This is a genomic window from Alphaproteobacteria bacterium, assembly GCA_037200005.1.
GTDB lineage: Bacteria > Pseudomonadota > Alphaproteobacteria > UBA9219 > RFNS01 > JBBCGY01.
Map to the genome: position 1 here is coordinate 343,236 of JBBCGY010000002.1, position 15,714 is coordinate 358,949.

13 protein-coding genes are annotated in these 15,714 nt (G+C 59.0%); 9 read left to right on the forward strand and 4 right to left on the reverse strand.

The window, feature by feature from the left end:
* On the reverse strand, positions 1–2,850 hold the full coding sequence (gene uvrA, locus WDO70_11450) for an excinuclease ABC subunit UvrA (GenBank protein ID MEJ0063777.1): 2,850 nt from the start codon (positions 2,848–2,850) through the stop codon (positions 1–3).
* 41 nt (positions 2,851–2,891) lie between these two features.
* Between uvrA and WDO70_11455 the strand changes: the two genes are divergently transcribed.
* The 4 genes from WDO70_11455 to WDO70_11470 all read left to right on the forward strand — a co-directional run bounded on the left by WDO70_11455 (position 2,892) and on the right by WDO70_11470 (position 6,887).
* The gene (locus WDO70_11455; GenBank protein MEJ0063778.1) at positions 2,892–4,454 is read left to right on the forward strand and encodes a hypothetical protein; all 1,563 of its coding nucleotides are present in this window, start codon (positions 2,892–2,894) and stop codon (positions 4,452–4,454) included.
* Between the two features lie 278 nt (positions 4,455–4,732).
* On the forward strand, positions 4,733–5,572 hold the full coding sequence (locus tag WDO70_11460) for a hypothetical protein (GenBank protein ID MEJ0063779.1): 840 nt from the start codon (positions 4,733–4,735) through the stop codon (positions 5,570–5,572).
* Between the two features lie 32 nt (positions 5,573–5,604).
* Positions 5,605–6,567, forward strand: coding sequence for a hypothetical protein (locus WDO70_11465; GenBank protein MEJ0063780.1), 963 nt, complete (start codon positions 5,605–5,607; stop codon positions 6,565–6,567).
* Positions 6,568–6,590: 23 nt separating this feature from the next.
* On the forward strand, positions 6,591–6,887 hold the full coding sequence (locus tag WDO70_11470; GenBank protein MEJ0063781.1) for a hypothetical protein: 297 nt from the start codon (positions 6,591–6,593) through the stop codon (positions 6,885–6,887).
* Here WDO70_11470 and WDO70_11475 read toward each other — a convergent pair.
* Complete coding sequence (locus WDO70_11475; GenBank protein ID MEJ0063782.1) at positions 6,884–9,865, reverse strand: transglycosylase domain-containing protein; 2,982 nt, start codon at positions 9,863–9,865, stop codon at positions 6,884–6,886. The genes WDO70_11470 and WDO70_11475 overlap by 4 nt on opposite strands.
* A 228-nt stretch (positions 9,866–10,093) precedes the next feature.
* On the opposite strand from WDO70_11475, the gene flgB reads away from it, so the two are divergent.
* From flgB to WDO70_11490, 3 genes are read left to right on the forward strand one after another with little or no spacing between them, the layout of a single operon-like run.
* Positions 10,094–10,489 (forward strand): flagellar basal body rod protein FlgB, encoded by a 396-nt coding sequence (flgB, locus tag WDO70_11480; GenBank protein MEJ0063783.1) that lies wholly within the window; start codon positions 10,094–10,096, stop codon positions 10,487–10,489.
* 45 nt (positions 10,490–10,534) lie between these two features.
* Entirely contained in the window at positions 10,535–10,924 is a 390-nt protein-coding gene (gene flgC, locus WDO70_11485) for a flagellar basal body rod protein FlgC (protein MEJ0063784.1), read from the forward strand.
* Between the two features lie 20 nt (positions 10,925–10,944).
* Positions 10,945–11,259, forward strand: coding sequence for a flagellar hook-basal body complex protein FliE (locus tag WDO70_11490; protein MEJ0063785.1), 315 nt, complete (start codon positions 10,945–10,947; stop codon positions 11,257–11,259).
* A gap of 25 nt (positions 11,260–11,284) precedes the next feature.
* Here WDO70_11490 and alr read toward each other — a convergent pair whose 3' ends face one another.
* Together alr and WDO70_11500 are read right to left on the reverse strand one after the other, a co-directional pair.
* The gene (gene alr, locus WDO70_11495) at positions 11,285–12,421 is read right to left on the reverse strand and encodes an alanine racemase (GenBank protein ID MEJ0063786.1); all 1,137 of its coding nucleotides are present in this window, start codon (positions 12,419–12,421) and stop codon (positions 11,285–11,287) included.
* A 75-nt stretch (positions 12,422–12,496) separates the two neighbouring features.
* Positions 12,497–13,081 (reverse strand): DUF4167 domain-containing protein, encoded by a 585-nt coding sequence (locus WDO70_11500; GenBank protein MEJ0063787.1) that lies wholly within the window; start codon positions 13,079–13,081, stop codon positions 12,497–12,499.
* 281 nt (positions 13,082–13,362) lie between these two features.
* Here WDO70_11500 and WDO70_11505 point away from each other — a divergent pair, with 281 nt between their 5' ends.
* Together WDO70_11505 and murJ are read left to right on the forward strand one after the other, a co-directional pair.
* Positions 13,363–14,106 carry an A24 family peptidase gene (locus WDO70_11505; GenBank protein MEJ0063788.1) on the forward strand — a complete coding sequence of 248 codons (744 nt, stop codon included), beginning with the start codon at positions 13,363–13,365 and terminating at the stop codon, positions 14,104–14,106.
* Positions 14,107–14,108: 2 nt separating this feature from the next.
* Positions 14,109–15,698: a murein biosynthesis integral membrane protein MurJ gene (gene murJ / locus WDO70_11510; protein MEJ0063789.1), complete on the forward strand. Its 1,590-nt coding sequence runs from the start codon at positions 14,109–14,111 to the stop codon at positions 15,696–15,698.
* The last annotated feature ends 16 nt before the right edge of the window (positions 15,699–15,714 follow it).

Below are 15,714 nucleotides of genomic sequence, written 5' to 3' on the forward strand. Positions count from 1 at the left end.
TCACGCTCGCTTCTTTGCCTTGTTTTGCGCGACCAAATACCGCGCCAGATACTGGCCGGTATAGCTGCGCTTTTCCCTCGCGACGGTTTCCGGCGTTCCCGCCGCGACGATTTCGCCGCCGCCGTCGCCGCCTTCCGGGCCGAGATCGATGATCCAGTCCGCCGTCTTGATGACTTCGAGGTTATGCTCGATGACGACGATGCTGTTGCCCTGATCCACCAGCGCCTGCAGCACCTCAAGCAGCCGCCGCACATCCTCGAAATGCAGTCCCGTGGTCGGCTCGTCGAGAATATAGAGCGTCTTGCCCGTGGCGCGGCGCGATAGCTCCTTCGACAGCTTGATGCGCTGCGCCTCGCCGCCGGACAGGGTGGTGGCCGATTGCCCGATCTTGATATAGTCGAGGCCGACCCTGGCGAGAGTCTGCAGCTTGTCGCGGACGGACGGCACGCTCGCGAAAAATTCCGCGCCTTCTTCCACCGTCATGTCGAGGATGTCGGCGATGGATTTATCGCGCCAGAGTATTTGCAGCGTTTCGCGGTTATAGCGCTTGCCGTCGCAGGTGTCGCAGGTGACATAGACATCCGGCAGGAAATGCATCTCGATCTTGATGACCCCGTCGCCTTCGCAAGCCTCGCAGCGCCCGCCCTTGACGTTGAAGGAAAACCGCCCCGGCCCATAGCCGCGCGTCTTGGCCTCCGGCAGCCCGGCATACCAGTCGCGGATGGGGGTGAAGGCTCCGGTATAGGTGGCAGGGTTGGAGCGCGGCGTCCTCCCGATGGGCGACTGGTCGATATCGACGATCTTGTCGATAAGCTCCATTCCCTTGATTTGCCGATAGGCGCCGGGAATTTCCCGCGCATTGTGCAGATGCCGCGCCAGCGCCTTGTATAAAGTTTCGATCACCAGCGTCGATTTGCCGCCTCCGGAAACGCCGGTGACGCAGGTCAGCATGCCGAGCGGGAATTTCGCCGTGACGTCTTTGAGGTTGTTGGCGCTCGCGCCGATGATGTCCAGCCATTGCTTGTTGCCGGGCCGCCGCGTTTCCGGCACCGCAATCGATCGCGCGCCGGACAGATATTGCCCGGTCAGGCTTTTTTTGTCGCGCTCGATATCGTCCGGCGTTCCCGCCGCGATCACCTCGCCGCCATGGATGCCCGCGCCCGGCCCCATATCGATGACGTAATCCGCCGCGCGAATGGCATCTTCGTCATGCTCGACGACGACCACGGTATTGCCGAGATCGCGCAGCCTGCGCAGCGTGTCGAGCAGGCGGTCGTTGTCGCGCTGATGCAGGCCGATGGACGGCTCGTCGAGCACATACAGAACGCCGGTCAGGCCGGAGCCGATTTGCGAAGCAAGGCGAATCCGCTGGCTCTCGCCGCCGGACAGCGTGCCGGAATTGCGCGCCAGCGCCAGATATTCAAGGCCGACATCGTTGAGGAATCTCAGTCTTTCATTGATTTCCTTCAAAATCCGCGCGGCGATTTCCTGCTGTTTCGGCTTCAATGTTTTGTTCAGGCCGGTGAACCATCCGGCGGCGGCTTTAATCGAAAGCGCCGTCACTTCGCTGATATTTTTTCCGGCGATCTTGACCGCGAGGGCTTCCGGCTTCAGCCGCGCGCCATGGCAGGACTCGCAGGGATGCGAAGACTGAAAGCGGCTCAAATCCTCGCGCCTGAAATTGCTCTCGGTTTCCTTCCAGCGCCGTTCGAGATTGGGAATGACGCCCTCGAAAGGCTTGGTGTTGCGATAACTGCGTTTGCCGTCGGCGTAATTGAAGGTAATTTCCGTGTCGCCGCTGCCGTGCAGGACCGCGTCGCGGAAAGCCGGAGACAGCCCGCGCCACGGCACGTCCATCCTGGCCTTATAAGCGCGGCACAGGGCTTCGAGGGTTTGCGTATAAAAAGCGGATGTCACGGCCTTCCACGGCGCGATCGCGCCGTCTTTCAAGGACAGGTTTTCGTCCGGCACCACCAGCGCCTGATCGAAAACCAGCATTTCGCCCAGCCCGTCGCAGACGGGGCATGCGCCGTGCGGATTGTTGAAAGAGAACAGGCGCGGCTCGATCTCGTTGATCGTAAAGCCGCTGACCGGGCAGGCGAATTTGGCCGAGAAGGTCGTGATCGCGCCGTTCGCGGTGTCTTCGGCGAAGAGCAGCCCGTCCGAAAGCTTGAGCGCGGTCTCGACCGAATCCGCCAGCCGGTTGCCGAGGTCGGGACGTACGACGATGCGATCCACCACCACGTCGATATCATGTTTCAGTTTTTTGTTGAGCGCGGGCGCGTCGGCGATTTCCGTCATCTTACCGTCGATCTTGACGCGCTGGAATCCTTTTTGCCGCAGCTCCTGCAATTCCTTTCGGTATTCGCCCTTGCGGCCGCGTACGATAGGCGCGAGCAGCAGAAGCTTCGTTCCCTCCGGCAGCGCCATGATGCGATCCACCATCTGGCTCACGGTCTGGCTTTCGATGGGAAGTCCCGTCGCGGGCGAATAGGGCACGCCGACGCGGGCATAGAGCAAGCGCATATAGTCATAGATTTCCGTCACCGTGCCGACGGTGGAGCGCGGATTGCGCGAGGTGGTCTTCTGCTCGATGGAAATGGCGGGCGACAGGCCGTCGATGCTGTCCACGTCGGGCTTCTGCTGCAGTTCCAGGAACTGCCGCGCATAGGCGGACAGGCTTTCGACATAGCGCCGCTGCCCCTCGGCATAGATCGTGTCGAAGGCGAGCGAGGATTTGCCCGAGCCGCTGAGGCCGGTCATGACGATCAGCGCGTCGCGCGGCAAATCGACATCGATATTTTTAAGATTATGCTCGCGGGCGCCGCGTATTTGGATGGATTTTTGCATGACTTTGTTTACCATAATTCATTCTTGTGATGCTATATCTTGTGACGATGTCTGAACCCGAAGAAAAACCATTGACCGCTTATGCCTTGAAACGCCTGCGCCAATTGGCGAAGGGCAACGGCATCGAGCCGTCCGAAATCACGATAGGCCGGGCCGATGAAAAAGACCTCGGCATTAACGGCCTCATGCGGCTGACCCCTACCGTGGAAGTGCACCAGCACCGCCAGTCCTTCAGGCAGTTCACGATTTCCAAGGACGCCAAGGAATTCGCCACCATGGCGGAGCTTATAGCCTATGTATCGCATGAGCAGGAAAAATACAGCAAAAGCCGGGAATGGTTCAGCGATATTAAAACCGACATCGATGCCAAGCCCGGCAAGGGGTGGGGATTGGATCAGACCCACATCAGCCACGGCAAAATGGGGGACATGGTCGCTTATGTCGTTGAGCGCTGTCCCCAATGCCATGGCCAAACCGCCGTGCTATGCGATTACTGCGTCGGGCATGGCGTCGTCCCATGCCAGATTTGTGGCCAGCGGGGGCATGAGGTCTGCTACACCTGTTTCGGCCAGGGGCGGAACCCCAGCGATCAGGAACAGGTTTGCTATACCTGCAACGGCACCGGCTATGCCGTCTGCCGCACCTGCCAGGGCCGGGGCACCACCGGCTGCGCCAATTGCCGGGGCAGCGGCAGCGTGCCTTGTCCGCCATGCGAGGCCACGGGAAAAATGGTCGAATCCGCCGGCATGAAGTTCGGCGCGGATTTGGCCTTCTCCGTCGCCGGGAATGCGGATTTGCCCGCCGCCTTGCGGCGCGCGCTGGACAAATACGGCATCAAATTCATCATTAACGGCCATGCCGACATCGATTACGGCAGGCCGGAAGACGGGCATACTCTCGGCATGGTGATGCTACATTACATCGCGACGATGGCTTGCTCCGATATGGTGGTGAATTTCGGAAAAGAAAAAAAGCAGATTGTGATTTTCGGCAAGAAGCGCGCGATGCTGGAAGTGCCGCCGTTCCTGGATAAATCGCTGGCGGAAGGCATCAAGCTTCTCAAGGATGCCGCCAAAGGGCAGGCCGATCTCGATCAGGCCCTCAAGTTCCGCGCTTTGAACGATGCCTGCCGTCTGGTTCTTTCGGGACAGGGCAGCGGAAAGAATCTGCGCCGCCAATATCCCTACGGGTTGAGCAAGAATGCCGCGGATACGATCATCCGGAAGATACGGCTGGCGCTGCGCCGGGCGACGATGCTGGCGCGTTATGCCGCCGCGGGCAGCGCGGTGGCAATTGCGGCGGGGCTTGGGGCGGCGCTTTATCTCACCCCGGTTCACGGCAGTTTGTCTCCATCGTCCCTGGCATTGACGGCGGAACTGGCGCTGCCGCTGATAGGCGCGGCGCTGGCGTATATCGCCACGGAAAAAGCCGCCATGATCATCCTGCGCCGGAAATTCCCGGATATCGTTCCTAATGCGCATCATGGCGGTCATATGGCGATCATTGCCGCATTGGCGGCCTTCCTGGCCCCGTTCGGCATTTCCCTGCTTCGTCCCGAAACCGCCCTTTGGCTGCGGCAGGTCTATGCTTTATTGGGGAGCTAGCGCCAGATGAAAATAATAACTTGCCAAAAACGGGTTGACAGGAGCGGCGGGATTTTTATATCCTGATTGCTCATCCGGTACTCTTTGCCGGACGCGGGATTTGAGGGGCAGCTTGCACCGCGTTACCAAAGCTAAAGCGCCACAGCCAAGGGGCGGCCTGATTTCATTCGTCAGACCGTCACAGACAACCCTGGCGCTGTGGGCCCAATTCGACGGTTCGCAGCGCGTGGGGTGACCTTAAATCTCCCTCCGTCATTTAACCGTCACCTGTAAGCCGAATGTTCGGCTTATGGCGCAGCGTTTCCGCATTTGCGGTATGGGGTTTGACGGTGAACAGGGTAGAAGAATCAACAGATATCGATTTACATGATGCCGGATTTATTCTGCTTCCTAATCGTGTGGGGCGCATTTCTATAGCGGCGGCCAAGAAGCAAGATATCAGCGTGCCGCGCCTTGTCGGTGATATCCCTAATCTGCAGGCTTTTTCCATCGGTTCCGACATAACGGATGGCGGCTTCCTTCTGAAATCACCTGGACAGGATCGCTGTCTGCTTCCGCAGGGCCGCCATGGGGAATATACCCCCTTATTGCCCACTATTCAGCGCATGATCGATCATGCTTATTCTTGGCCGGATGCAAAGAATAGGTCTTTTATACTGCGCGCATCCCGCCATACCGCCAAAAAGGGCGAACCGCATCAAAAACATATCCCCGGCTGGCATGATCATATCGCTCAAGGCTCATGCCGCATCCTGGCGGCGTCTGATATTGCCAGCACGCAGTTCAAGATTGCCGGGAAAGAAGTTTCCTTGCCGGACGGTAAAATCGCCGAATTCGACGAAACCACCACGCACCGCACGCCCGTAATGAACGAGCAGGCATGCCGCACATTCCTGGTTCTTTTGTCCTACGAAAAAGAACGCAAGGTTGGCAGAGTCGATTTGACCAATCCATTGGAACGACTCATTGCGGTTCGTCCTTACGCTGTCAACGAAGACAAACTCTATCGTTCATGGCGTGCGGCTGCCGTGGATGCGCTGGCGCAGCGCAATCGCGTGTCCCTGCCTGTAGCCCGCCGAATGCCCAGCAATAAATTCACCGCTTTGAACGCAGCTTAGCTTAACCGACATTCAAGATTGAGAGGATTATCATGACGCAGGAACTTTACGGAAAGCCCTATCCGGGCCTCGGCATCACCCAAATTACCGATACGACGGACTCCCGCGCGAAGGGCAAGGTGCGGCATGCCTATGTCAATCATGCCGCCCGTCTCGGCCTTCACGGCGATATCGAAGTCAGGGGGGCGAAGAATGACGTGAAAATCGGCACCGCGGCCGCCGAATTGCTGACTAACAGGGAGAGGCCAGAATATTTGTTCGTCGCCGTCAATTACGCGCCGCCGGACAATCCCAACGGCACGAAAGACAATGCCCGCAATGATTTCTATTTCGCCGATCTTGGCAATAAGGCTTTCATCGGCGGAACGAATAACGGTTATGAACTGTCTTACGTCAAGCCGAAAATCCAATCCCTTTTCCGGCTCACGACGACCAATAAGAAGAAATCGCAATTCCGCTCTCTGGAAATCCTGCCGCAATATCTTCTTGCTTTTCCCAACGAAAAATTGCGCGAAGATCTTCTCAAGAGCGGAGAACTGGTCGAAGTCAAGGATATCGACAAAGCCGTTCCCTCTGTTCCCGACGTCACGCATGTTTACGAGGTCGACAATTTCCGCAATGTGAAGCTTTATGTGTCGGATTCAGACCGCAGACTCATCCAGAAGCTTGCCGGTCAGGTGAATGGATCGCGGCTCGGCGGCGGCCTGACGGTTCAATTCAGCGACGCCAAGCTGGAAGTTACGCAAAATAGCGGAAATACATGCGACATCGGCAGCGAATTCAAGGCTTCTGCCACGGAAACACTATTCGCCGCTCCCTTGGGAACCGATCTGGTCGCCTTGCGTTCGAGTTCCACGCTGCCGAGCGGAGGCGATGTTCCCATCATCGCGACGATGCGTTTGGCGCCCGCTGAGACCAGGCCGAATTATCGGGTGCCGAGGGTGGGAAACCTGGTGCGCCTGACTGGAGCGCAGCAGCAATATGCCGTTGCCTAAACGCAAAGACTGAGGAAAGCGCCATGACCGAACATAATATTCTTGTCGTTCTTAATAAATCCGCCGGACCTGTTTTGAGGGGCCTTATGGGGGTGAGGGAATATAAGCCCGATGCGACCGTTGAAGGAATTCAAGCGCTTTTCCGCGATACGTCCGTGGGGATCATGTCGGTGACGCTTCCCCAAGAGGGGGATATTCCTCAAATTGTCGAATCAAGACTGAATGTTTTGCAAGTCACGGCTGAAAATGTTCCGCGTGCGATGCGCTCTTTGAAGATGGTGCCTGGGGTTTGCTATTCCTGGCCGCAGACCTGCGTCTAACGGCTGCCCTCGATCAGCGGCATCAGCGTCGGCGCGAGCATCTTGAGCATTTGCGCGGGCAGGGCGCTGGTGAATTTGTAGTTGGCGGCTTCTTCGCCCGCGACATAGGCGGTGATCGAGCCGAAATGCCGGTCGCCGATGAAGAACACGAATGTCGCGGTGCGATTCACGACGCGCGATGAAATAAGTTTTCCGCTCGCGCCGAATTCATCGAAACGCTGGTCGCCGGTTCCGGTCTTGCCGCCTATCGCTATTTTTTCGCCCTTGGCATTCGCGAACGCGCCACTCACCCGCCTTGCGGTGCCGTTCTCCACCACGTCGAGAAGCGCCTTGCGGACTTCGCGCGCGATTTCCGGCACCAGCACCCGCTGGCCGGGCGTGTCCTGCCGCTTCATCATGGTCTGGAACGGCGTGTTCAACGCGAAATTGACGTAGTTGGCGCGGACCATCGGCATGCGTATCCCGTCATTCAGGATGATGCCGATAAGCTCGGCCAGCGCGCCGGGCCGGTCGGCGGAACTCCCGATGGCGGTCGCCAGACTCGGCACCAGATGATCGAACGGATAGCCGAATTTCGCCCAATCCTGCTGGATGGTCACGAAGGCGTCCTGCTCCAGCATGATGCGGATGCGCGTGTCTTGCGCCGGGGTCGAGGTTTTGAACAGCCAGTTATAGGTGGCTTGCCGTTCCGCCTGGCTGGCGATCAGCGCATCCTTGCGCGCCGCGCCCGGATATTGCGCCAGATACGAGGCGAGCCACAATTCGAGCGGATGGGTTCCCGCGATATAAGCCCGGTCGGCCAGATTGTAGCGTTCTTTGGGATAGCTCGCGAAAATCTTCTGCAATTGCTGGTCGGTCGACGGATAATCGGCGCGCAGTTTGCGCACGAAAGCAACGAAATCTCCGGCATTGGCGGCGGGCCGCACCGAACGGAAAATAACTGCCATCGGCGCCGGGCGTCTTTGGCCGTTTTTCGTCAGCTTCGCCAGCGCCTCGTCCGGCGATAAATCCTTATAGGCCGTATAGAAACGGTTCAGGTAGACGGCGCCTTCATTGTCGGCAAAGCGTTCGAGGAAGGCGCGGCGGGCGGGATGATCGGGATCGCCCAGGATATCCTGTTTCGGATTCGGCCCCTGGGTCATGATGTAATTCGCGACATCCCTCATCAGGCGGATGAAGGGCAGGTTGATGGATTTGCGCACGGCCTCGGCGACGGTGACGGTGCGCCCGTTATCCTTCGGCTCGAAATTATGGAAGTAATGCAGCCCGCCGCCGGTGAAGAAACCCTCATCCGCGTTCGCCGAATACTGGCGCTGCATGGCATCGGCAAGAATGGCGGGCAGGTTGCGATCCTCATGCGCCGCGAGCCATGTCGTGACCCAGCGGGTCAGGTTGTCCGGCGCGTCTTCCGCCATGGCTTTCAGTTCGTCGGAATCGAGAGCGCTGTATCGCGCGCGAAGATCGGCGATGATTTCAAGGTAGGTGACCAGCGTGCGGAATTTCGCGGTCGAGCCGAGATCGAGCTTGGCGCCGTCATTGAGGTCGAGCGGCTTGTCGAGATTGTCCGCCTGTATCCGCAGCATGTTGCCCGCCGCGGTGCGCTCGAACATCAGGATGCTCCAGTTGATCTTGGTCGGGTCGCCCTCTTCGTCGAGCAGGCGGAAGCCCGTCAGGCCGATCGATTCGACGAAGGCGGGATCATGCAGTTTTTGCAGGAATTCGGTGACTTTCTCCTGAACCGGCATGTCGAGCGTGCTGCCTACGGAGAGGTCGAATCTATCCAACTCATATAGATTGGCCATGCCGAAGCTGTTCAGCAGATAGCGCCTGATGGCGTTCGACGCTTTCTGGGCGATGAATGAATTCTGCTCCTGCGCCGGGGGGACGGTCAGGAAATGCAGCGGAGTCTTGCGCGCGGCGTCGCGCAAGCTTTTCGAAATCACGCCATGGTCCAGCAGCCGGTCGAGCGTCACCGACGTCAATTGCTCGAGCGCGGCATGATTGCCGAGCAGGTAATAGGAAGGCCGCCGTTCGGCCAGAATCAGCGCCAGGCAATGTTTGAATATCTCGGCCTTGCGCGGCAAGTAGGCGTCGCTATCGTCGTTCTGCAGCGCCCGCGCCGCGATGTTGATGTCGATGCCGAACCACGCCCACAGCCCGTCGCCCACGCCATTGATTTCTCCCCATCCCGGACGCGCCGCGAGCGGCGTGGCGTTGAGATAATCGAGCACGATCCTGCGGCTGGTTTTTCGCGTGTCCGGGCCGTCGAGATAGGCGCGTACGCTGGCCGAGATCATTTGCCGCAGCTTATCCATGATGCCCGTCGTTTGCCCGTTGGGCGAATGGCGGAATTTTTCGATCTGCGTCGCCAGCGTGCTGCCGCCGCCGAGATTGAGATCGCCCACGAACATCGCGGCCACCTGGCCGAACGCGGCCGCGGCGAACCGTCCCCAGGCCACGGCGGGATTATGCGTCGCGTAGGGCGAGGACAGCAACTCGCGATTTTCGATGAACAGCAGCGCGTTCGTCAGCACGGGGGGAATATCGTCGAACGAGGCGAAAGTTCGCGCCGGAAAAGTCGCGCGATGCATGACTTGGCCCTGGCGGTCGAAGATCGTCAGCCCGGCGCTGGTCTTGGAACGATAGATCGGAAAGCCGCCATGCTTGACGAAATCGTTGAAATTCTTCGACGGACGCATCTGCCATTCGACGTCGAAACCGTCGCTTTTCAGCGATTTGATGAAGAAAGGCAGGTGGGTATAGCCCAACCTTTGATTGTAAGGGCCGGTTTCCGGGTAGGCGAGATCGGTATTTTCGCCCGGCTCAAGGGCGTAATTCATCGTCGCCGCGTAGCGCGACAGAAACCGCGCTTGCAGCACGGAAGTCTTGTTTTCGGCATAAAGCAATACCCCGATCAGGGCCGCGAGGACGAAGCCAAGCAGCCAAAGCCAGAGCCAGAACGGGTGGGGAATGCGCATGAAGGGAATTGCTACCGTAACGCAGAATGGTGAGGTACAAGCCTGTTTTTATTGGAAAAGATAAGCAGTTCGTAAACTGCCTCGGCCAGTATAGGTCTTTACGGCGGCAGATTCCAGCAATAGGGCGAGATTCGTCTAAAATCACGCCCATCTTCACTTTTTTTTAAAGCTGCCGGGCGGAGAATCCAGGAATGGCGGCCATGGCGGTTGCCAGCATCCGGAGTCGGCATGGATACGGGCAAAACCGAACTCGTCAAGCTTATTACCGATAAAATGAGCTGGCTCTCCGAACGGCAGCGCGTGCTGGCGCAGAATGTCGCCAATGTCGATACGCCGCGCTACAAGCCAAAAGACCTTGCGCCGTTCGATTTTAAGTCGACCCTGCAGCAGACCATGGTCACGCCGACGATCACGCAAGCCAATCATATCGCGACGGCGCACAAGATGAAGCCGGGCATCAACGTCGTCACCGCCAAAAGTTTCGAGACCCTTCCTTCGGGCAATGCGGTCAATATCGAAGAAGAAATGATGAAAGTGTCGTCGACGGGAGCGGATTTTCAGGAAATGATCAACGTCCTGAAACGGTGGCAGACCATGATGCGAACCGCCGTAGGCAGGCAGTAAGTAAAGAGAGAAGAGGCGTAAGTGGCTAACGAATTTAACACGGTGATGGATATCTCGGCGTCCGGCCTCACGGCGCAGACCGCGCGGATGCGCGTGATCGCCCAGAATTTGGCCAATGCGAATACGACGCCTTCGTCGCCGACCGAGAAGCCTTATCAGCGGCAGATCGTGACTTTCCGTAATGTGTTCGACAGGGTGGAAGGCGCCCACAAGGTCGCCGTTGCCGGCGTGACGAAGGACAAGAGTCCGTTCGGCAAGCGTTACGAGCCGACCAATCCGGCGGCGGACAAGTCCGGTTACGTGCAGACGCCGAATGTGGCGGTACTGGTCGAAACCATGGACATGCGGGCGGCGCAGCGCAATTACGAAGCCAATCTGACCGTCATCGAGGCGTCGCGCACCATGATGGCGCGGACGCTTGATCTGCTTAAATAGAGTTGGGAGGCTCGGCTTGAATGGTTGCGAATATCATCGATGCGGTTTCGGCCTATCGCAAGGCCACCGAGATACCCAAGGAAGTGGCCTCCATCGGAGCCGTCGGGGCTAAAAGCGGCAACAGTTTCGGCGACATGCTGCAGCAGGTGATCGGCGATTCGGTCGAGCAGTTGAAATCCGCCGAGCAGGTCAGCAGACTCGGCGCGCTAGGCAAGGCCAATCCCGTCGAAATCGCCACGGCGATTTCCGGCGCGGAAACGACGGTGCAGATGATGGTCACGCTGCGCGACCGCATGATCAGCGCCTATCAGGAAATCACGCGAATGAATGTGTAGGCGGATGGGGCTGGGCGAAGGCTGCCTATGCTCCCGCCGCATGCCTGGGTACGCGCGTGGCGATGCCGGTATAGACGTCATAGGGATTGGTGTTCCACCGGCGCGCGACATCTTCGACTGAAATTTGCCGATCGCCCTGCCGCCCAATGAGGATGGCTTCGGCGCCGGTTATATCGCCGAGACCGCTTAGATCGATCATGCATTGATCCATGCAGACGCGGCCGAGAACTTTTCTTTCCTGTCCTTCGATCAGAACTGTGTTGATGTTTTTCGGAACGCGGCGGAATCCGTCGGCATAACCGACCGGCAGAACGCCGATGCGGCTCGATGACGGCATTGTGTATTCGCTGCCGTAGCCGACGCCGTGATCCGCCGGAAGAATTTTTGTCGACGTAATTCGCGCGCGCCAGGTCAGGGCCGTCTTGACGCCGTCGGGGATCGCCAGGCCTTCGTCGGGAGGAACGCCGTAGGCGACGACGCCCAGCCTGACCATGTCGTAACGCGCCTGGGGAAAATAAAGCGATCCGGGCGAGTTCGCGGCATGGATGATTTCAGGCCGGATGCCCACTGCCGCCAATGCCGCAATCGCCTGATTGAACCGGTCGATCTGGCGCGGCGTATCGTCGATATCGAGAATATCGGCGGAAGCGAAATGCGTACATAAGCCCGCCAGCTCGATGCCCTCGATCTGTCGCAACTCCTGTGCGATTTGAACCGCTTCTTCCGGCCAGCAGCCGCCGCGCCCCATGCCGGTATCGATTTCGAGATGCACTCGTATCGGTTTCCGGCCTTTCGGCATTTCGCGCAAGGCCGTGACATGATCGCTGCGCCAAACAAAAAATTCCAAACCGGCTTGCGCGGCCGTCGCCATTTCCGCGGGCAGCATGCCGCAAATAATCAGGACAGGGGCGGTGATTCCCATTTGCCGGAGAAGCATTCCCTCCGAAAGGCTGGCAACGCCAAGATAGCTCGCGCCTCCCACCAGGAAGGCGCGGGCGGCATTTTGATATCCATGGCCATATCCGTTCGCTTTGATGACGGCCAAGGCCGGGCATCCCGCATGAGCCTGCAGGATTCGGATATTATCGGCTAATTGCGAAGCGTCGATATCGACCCAGCAATCGCGCGGAAGCGTGTCGAAGATGTTGAATGGAATCTGCATGGCCGTCTTATAGACCGGCATTCGGTCTGAAGCTATAGCCGGGCGGCTTTTGTTGTAGACGCCGCCCCTGCCGCTTTATCTATTGGCGACCATGACGACGGGAGCGTCTTGTTCATCTTCGTCCGATGATTCCGGCGTGAAGAATGGGTTGACGGTCTGCGTCTGCGCGGGAGTCGGCTGGGCGTTGCCCGGGCTTACAAAAGGCGTGTTGCCGTGGAATTCCACTTGACCTTCGCCTGTTGCAGGAGCGGGACCGGCGCCCGACGGCGGATGGAAATTGCGCGTGTCAGGCTGCTGGCTATAGCCCCGCACCTGTTGCTCGGCGGCGGTGGCTTCGTTGATGGCTTCGATGATTCGATAATAATGTTCCGCATGCTGAAGGTAATTCTCGGCGGCGACCCGGTCGCCCGACGACGACGCATCGCGCGCCAGCGACTGGTATTTCTCATGCACTTGCCAGGCATTGCCGCGTACGCGGACTTCCGGGCCATTGCTGTCGAAGTTCTGATTGCGGAGCGATGCCGCCGAACGGCGCGCGGGAGGACCGCCGTTGCCATGTCCATTGCTGTTGCCGCTACCATTGCCGTTATTGCCGCTGCTCCCGCTGCCACCGGGATGAGGACGACCGCGGCCGCGACGGCCATTCGGACCCTGTCTCATATCTTACCCATATCTCTAATGTTGTTAATCAAAAAGCCAGCATGTGGGAGACGCCCTTATCTTGTCAATTCCCGGCGTATTATTAAATCTTTCCCAAAGCCAGAGGCGTTACATTTGTGCCACCTCTGCTCATTCCGACTGTGGTGGCTAGTATTAGGCGGAAGCAGGCAAAATGCCAACATATTTTTTGCACATCTTTTTATGGCGTCTTAACCAATGTTTCGCGGACAAACACCTGGATATGTTTTATGGATGATCCGCGAAATTTTTAGCGGGGCTATGTGAGCGAATTCTGGTCAGTTCTTGCGGGCGGGATATTGGGGCTTGTGGCTGCGGGCGCGGCGACCCATTTGGGTTTGCGCCTTGCCGACCGCATGCCGGGCGAGAAGTTCTGGCCCGAATGCCTCTATTGCCAGCGTCCGGCCCGGAGTCATGAAATACTGCCGGTTTTCGGCTGGCTGCTGCGCCCGGATGCTTTTCGCCTGCCTTGCCCTTGCGGACAGCAGCAAAAGCAATGGGCCGTTCCGGCGGCGGAGATTCTGGGCGCTGTCGCCGCGGTGACGGCGGCTTGGATAGGGGGAATGCATGGGAGCACCCTATGGATGTGCCTTGCATGCGGCCTCTTGCCTGCCATTGCCGTTGTCGATCTTCTGTTCGGCATCATCCCGGATGTTTTCAATGCGCTGCTCGCGGTGCTGGGATTGGGCTGGCTGCTTTCCGGCGGCGGCGAGCTGACGGTCGGGCTGATGCTCAGCGGCATGATGCTGTTGTTCGGCCTGTTCCTGGCCTATGGGTACAGCGCGCTGCGGCGCAAGGAGATGCTCGGCCTCGGCGACGTCAAATTTTTCGCGGCGGCGGGATTATGGCTGCAGCCGGCCGTCATGCCGTGGTTCATGGTCGCGGCGGGCCTGATGGGGGCGGTAAGCGGCCTGTTCTGGAAACGCATGATCGGCGGCGAGCAATCCCCTTTTGCTCCCGCTTTATGTCTTAGCCTGTTAGGCTGCCTGCTTTATCAGGCGAGGTGAATATGTCTTTCGCGCGCGCCCTGTTCGCCGTTAGCGGCCTTACGATCGTCAGCCGTCTCGCCGGTTTCGCGCGCGACACGATCATGGCGTTCGTCGTCGGCGCGGGGCCGGTCGCCGACGCGTTCTTCGTCGCGCAGCGTTTTCCCAACCTGTTTCGCAGCCTGTTCGCCGAGGGCGCGTTCAATTCTTCCTTCGTGCCGCTTTACAGCGACGAGAGGCATCGCCATGGCGATAAAGACGCGCAGGAATTCGCGGGCGAGGCGCTTGCGGTCATGATCGCCATTCTCGTTCCGTTCAGCGCGCTCGTCATTCTCGCCATGCCCTGGCTCATGCACGCCTTGGCGCCAGGTTTCTCCGACGAGCCGGAGAAATATCATCTTGCGGTCGGCTTCAGCCAGATCGCTTTTCCCTATCTGCTGCTGATATCGATTGCCGCTTTGCAGGGCAGCATATTGAACGCGAGGCATAAATTCGTGCCCGCCGCCGCCGCGCCGATCCTGTATAACTGCGTGATGGTCGTCATGCTGCTGGCGGCCTATTGGGGCGGATTCGATATCGGCTACACGCTGGCCTGGGCGGTGACGCTGGCGGGCGTCGTCCAATGCGGCTGGCTGGTCTTAAGCTGCCGCAAGCATGGCGTGCCGATTCCGCTGCGGCGGCCGAGAATGACTCCGCGCGTGAAGCATCTGTTCAAGCAGATCGGCCCGGGCGCCATAGGCGCGGGCGCGGCGCAGATCAATCTTTTGATGTCGACCATTCTTGCCTCCACATTGCCGACCGGCGCGGTGTCTTATCTGTTTTACGCGGATCGCCTGTATCAGCTGCCGCTCGGCGTCATCGGCATCGCGATTTCGACCACGCTGCTGCCGATTATGTCCCGGCTGGTGCAGACCGGCGACGAAGACAAAATCCGCCATTATTTCAGCCGCGCGGTCGAGGTCGTGCTGGCTATCGGACTGCCCGCCACGGCAGGGCTGATCATGGCGGCATCGCCCATCATCAAAACCTTGTTCGAGCATGGCCAGTTCGGCCCCAGTGAGACTGAGGGCACGGCGGCGGCGCTTGCCGCCTATGCGGTGGGCGTTCCCGCCTTTCTTCTGGTCAAAGTGTTCGCCGCCGGTTTCTTCGCCCGCTACGACACGCGCACGCCGGTCAAGGTCGCTCTTGTCGCGCTGGCGGCCAATATGGCCGGATCACTGCTGATGATCGGGCCGCTCCAGCATGTCGGCATCGCGCTGGCGAGCGGCGTGGCGACATGGATCAATGCCATCCTCCTGCTCTGGTTCCTTCGGCGGCAGGGCAGGGTGCTGTTCGACGATACGGCGCGGCGGCGGATTCCGCGTTTGCTCTTGTGCAGCGCGCTTATGGCTGGTTTAATCGGTTTGCTCAACAAAGAGCTTGCGGGATTTTTCGTCACCGGCAGCATGCTGATGGAGTTAACGGGCCTGAGCATATTGTTGGCCGTGGCGCTTCTCGTTTATGCCGCGTTGGTACAGGTCACGGGAGCCTGGCGCTGGCAGGAACTGCCCGGAATGCTCAAACGCTCGCCGGAGACGGATCCGGCCGCGGCGGAAATCTCTCCCGAGGAATAGGCAGCAGGATCATCAC

Coding starts and splice junctions, on each gene's coding strand:
- uvrA (MEJ0063777.1), bottom strand. CDS start 2,850: ATGCAAAAATCCATCCAAATACGCGGCGCCCGCGAGCATAATCTTAAA.
- WDO70_11460 (MEJ0063779.1), top strand. CDS start 4,733: ATGTTCGGCTTATGGCGCAGCGTTTCCGCATTTGCGGTATGGGGTTTG.
- WDO70_11465 (MEJ0063780.1), top strand. CDS start 5,605: ATGACGCAGGAACTTTACGGAAAGCCCTATCCGGGCCTCGGCATCACC.
- WDO70_11470 (MEJ0063781.1), top strand. CDS start 6,591: ATGACCGAACATAATATTCTTGTCGTTCTTAATAAATCCGCCGGACCT.
- WDO70_11475 (MEJ0063782.1), bottom strand. CDS start 9,865: ATGCGCATTCCCCACCCGTTCTGGCTCTGGCTTTGGCTGCTTGGCTTC.
- flgB (MEJ0063783.1), top strand. CDS start 10,094: ATGGATACGGGCAAAACCGAACTCGTCAAGCTTATTACCGATAAAATG.
- flgC (MEJ0063784.1), top strand. CDS start 10,535: ATGGATATCTCGGCGTCCGGCCTCACGGCGCAGACCGCGCGGATGCGC.
- WDO70_11490 (MEJ0063785.1), top strand. CDS start 10,945: ATGGTTGCGAATATCATCGATGCGGTTTCGGCCTATCGCAAGGCCACC.
- alr (MEJ0063786.1), bottom strand. CDS start 12,421: ATGCAGATTCCATTCAACATCTTCGACACGCTTCCGCGCGATTGCTGG.
- WDO70_11500 (MEJ0063787.1), bottom strand. CDS start 13,081: ATGAGACAGGGTCCGAATGGCCGTCGCGGCCGCGGTCGTCCTCATCCC.
- murJ (MEJ0063789.1), top strand. CDS start 14,109: ATGTCTTTCGCGCGCGCCCTGTTCGCCGTTAGCGGCCTTACGATCGTC.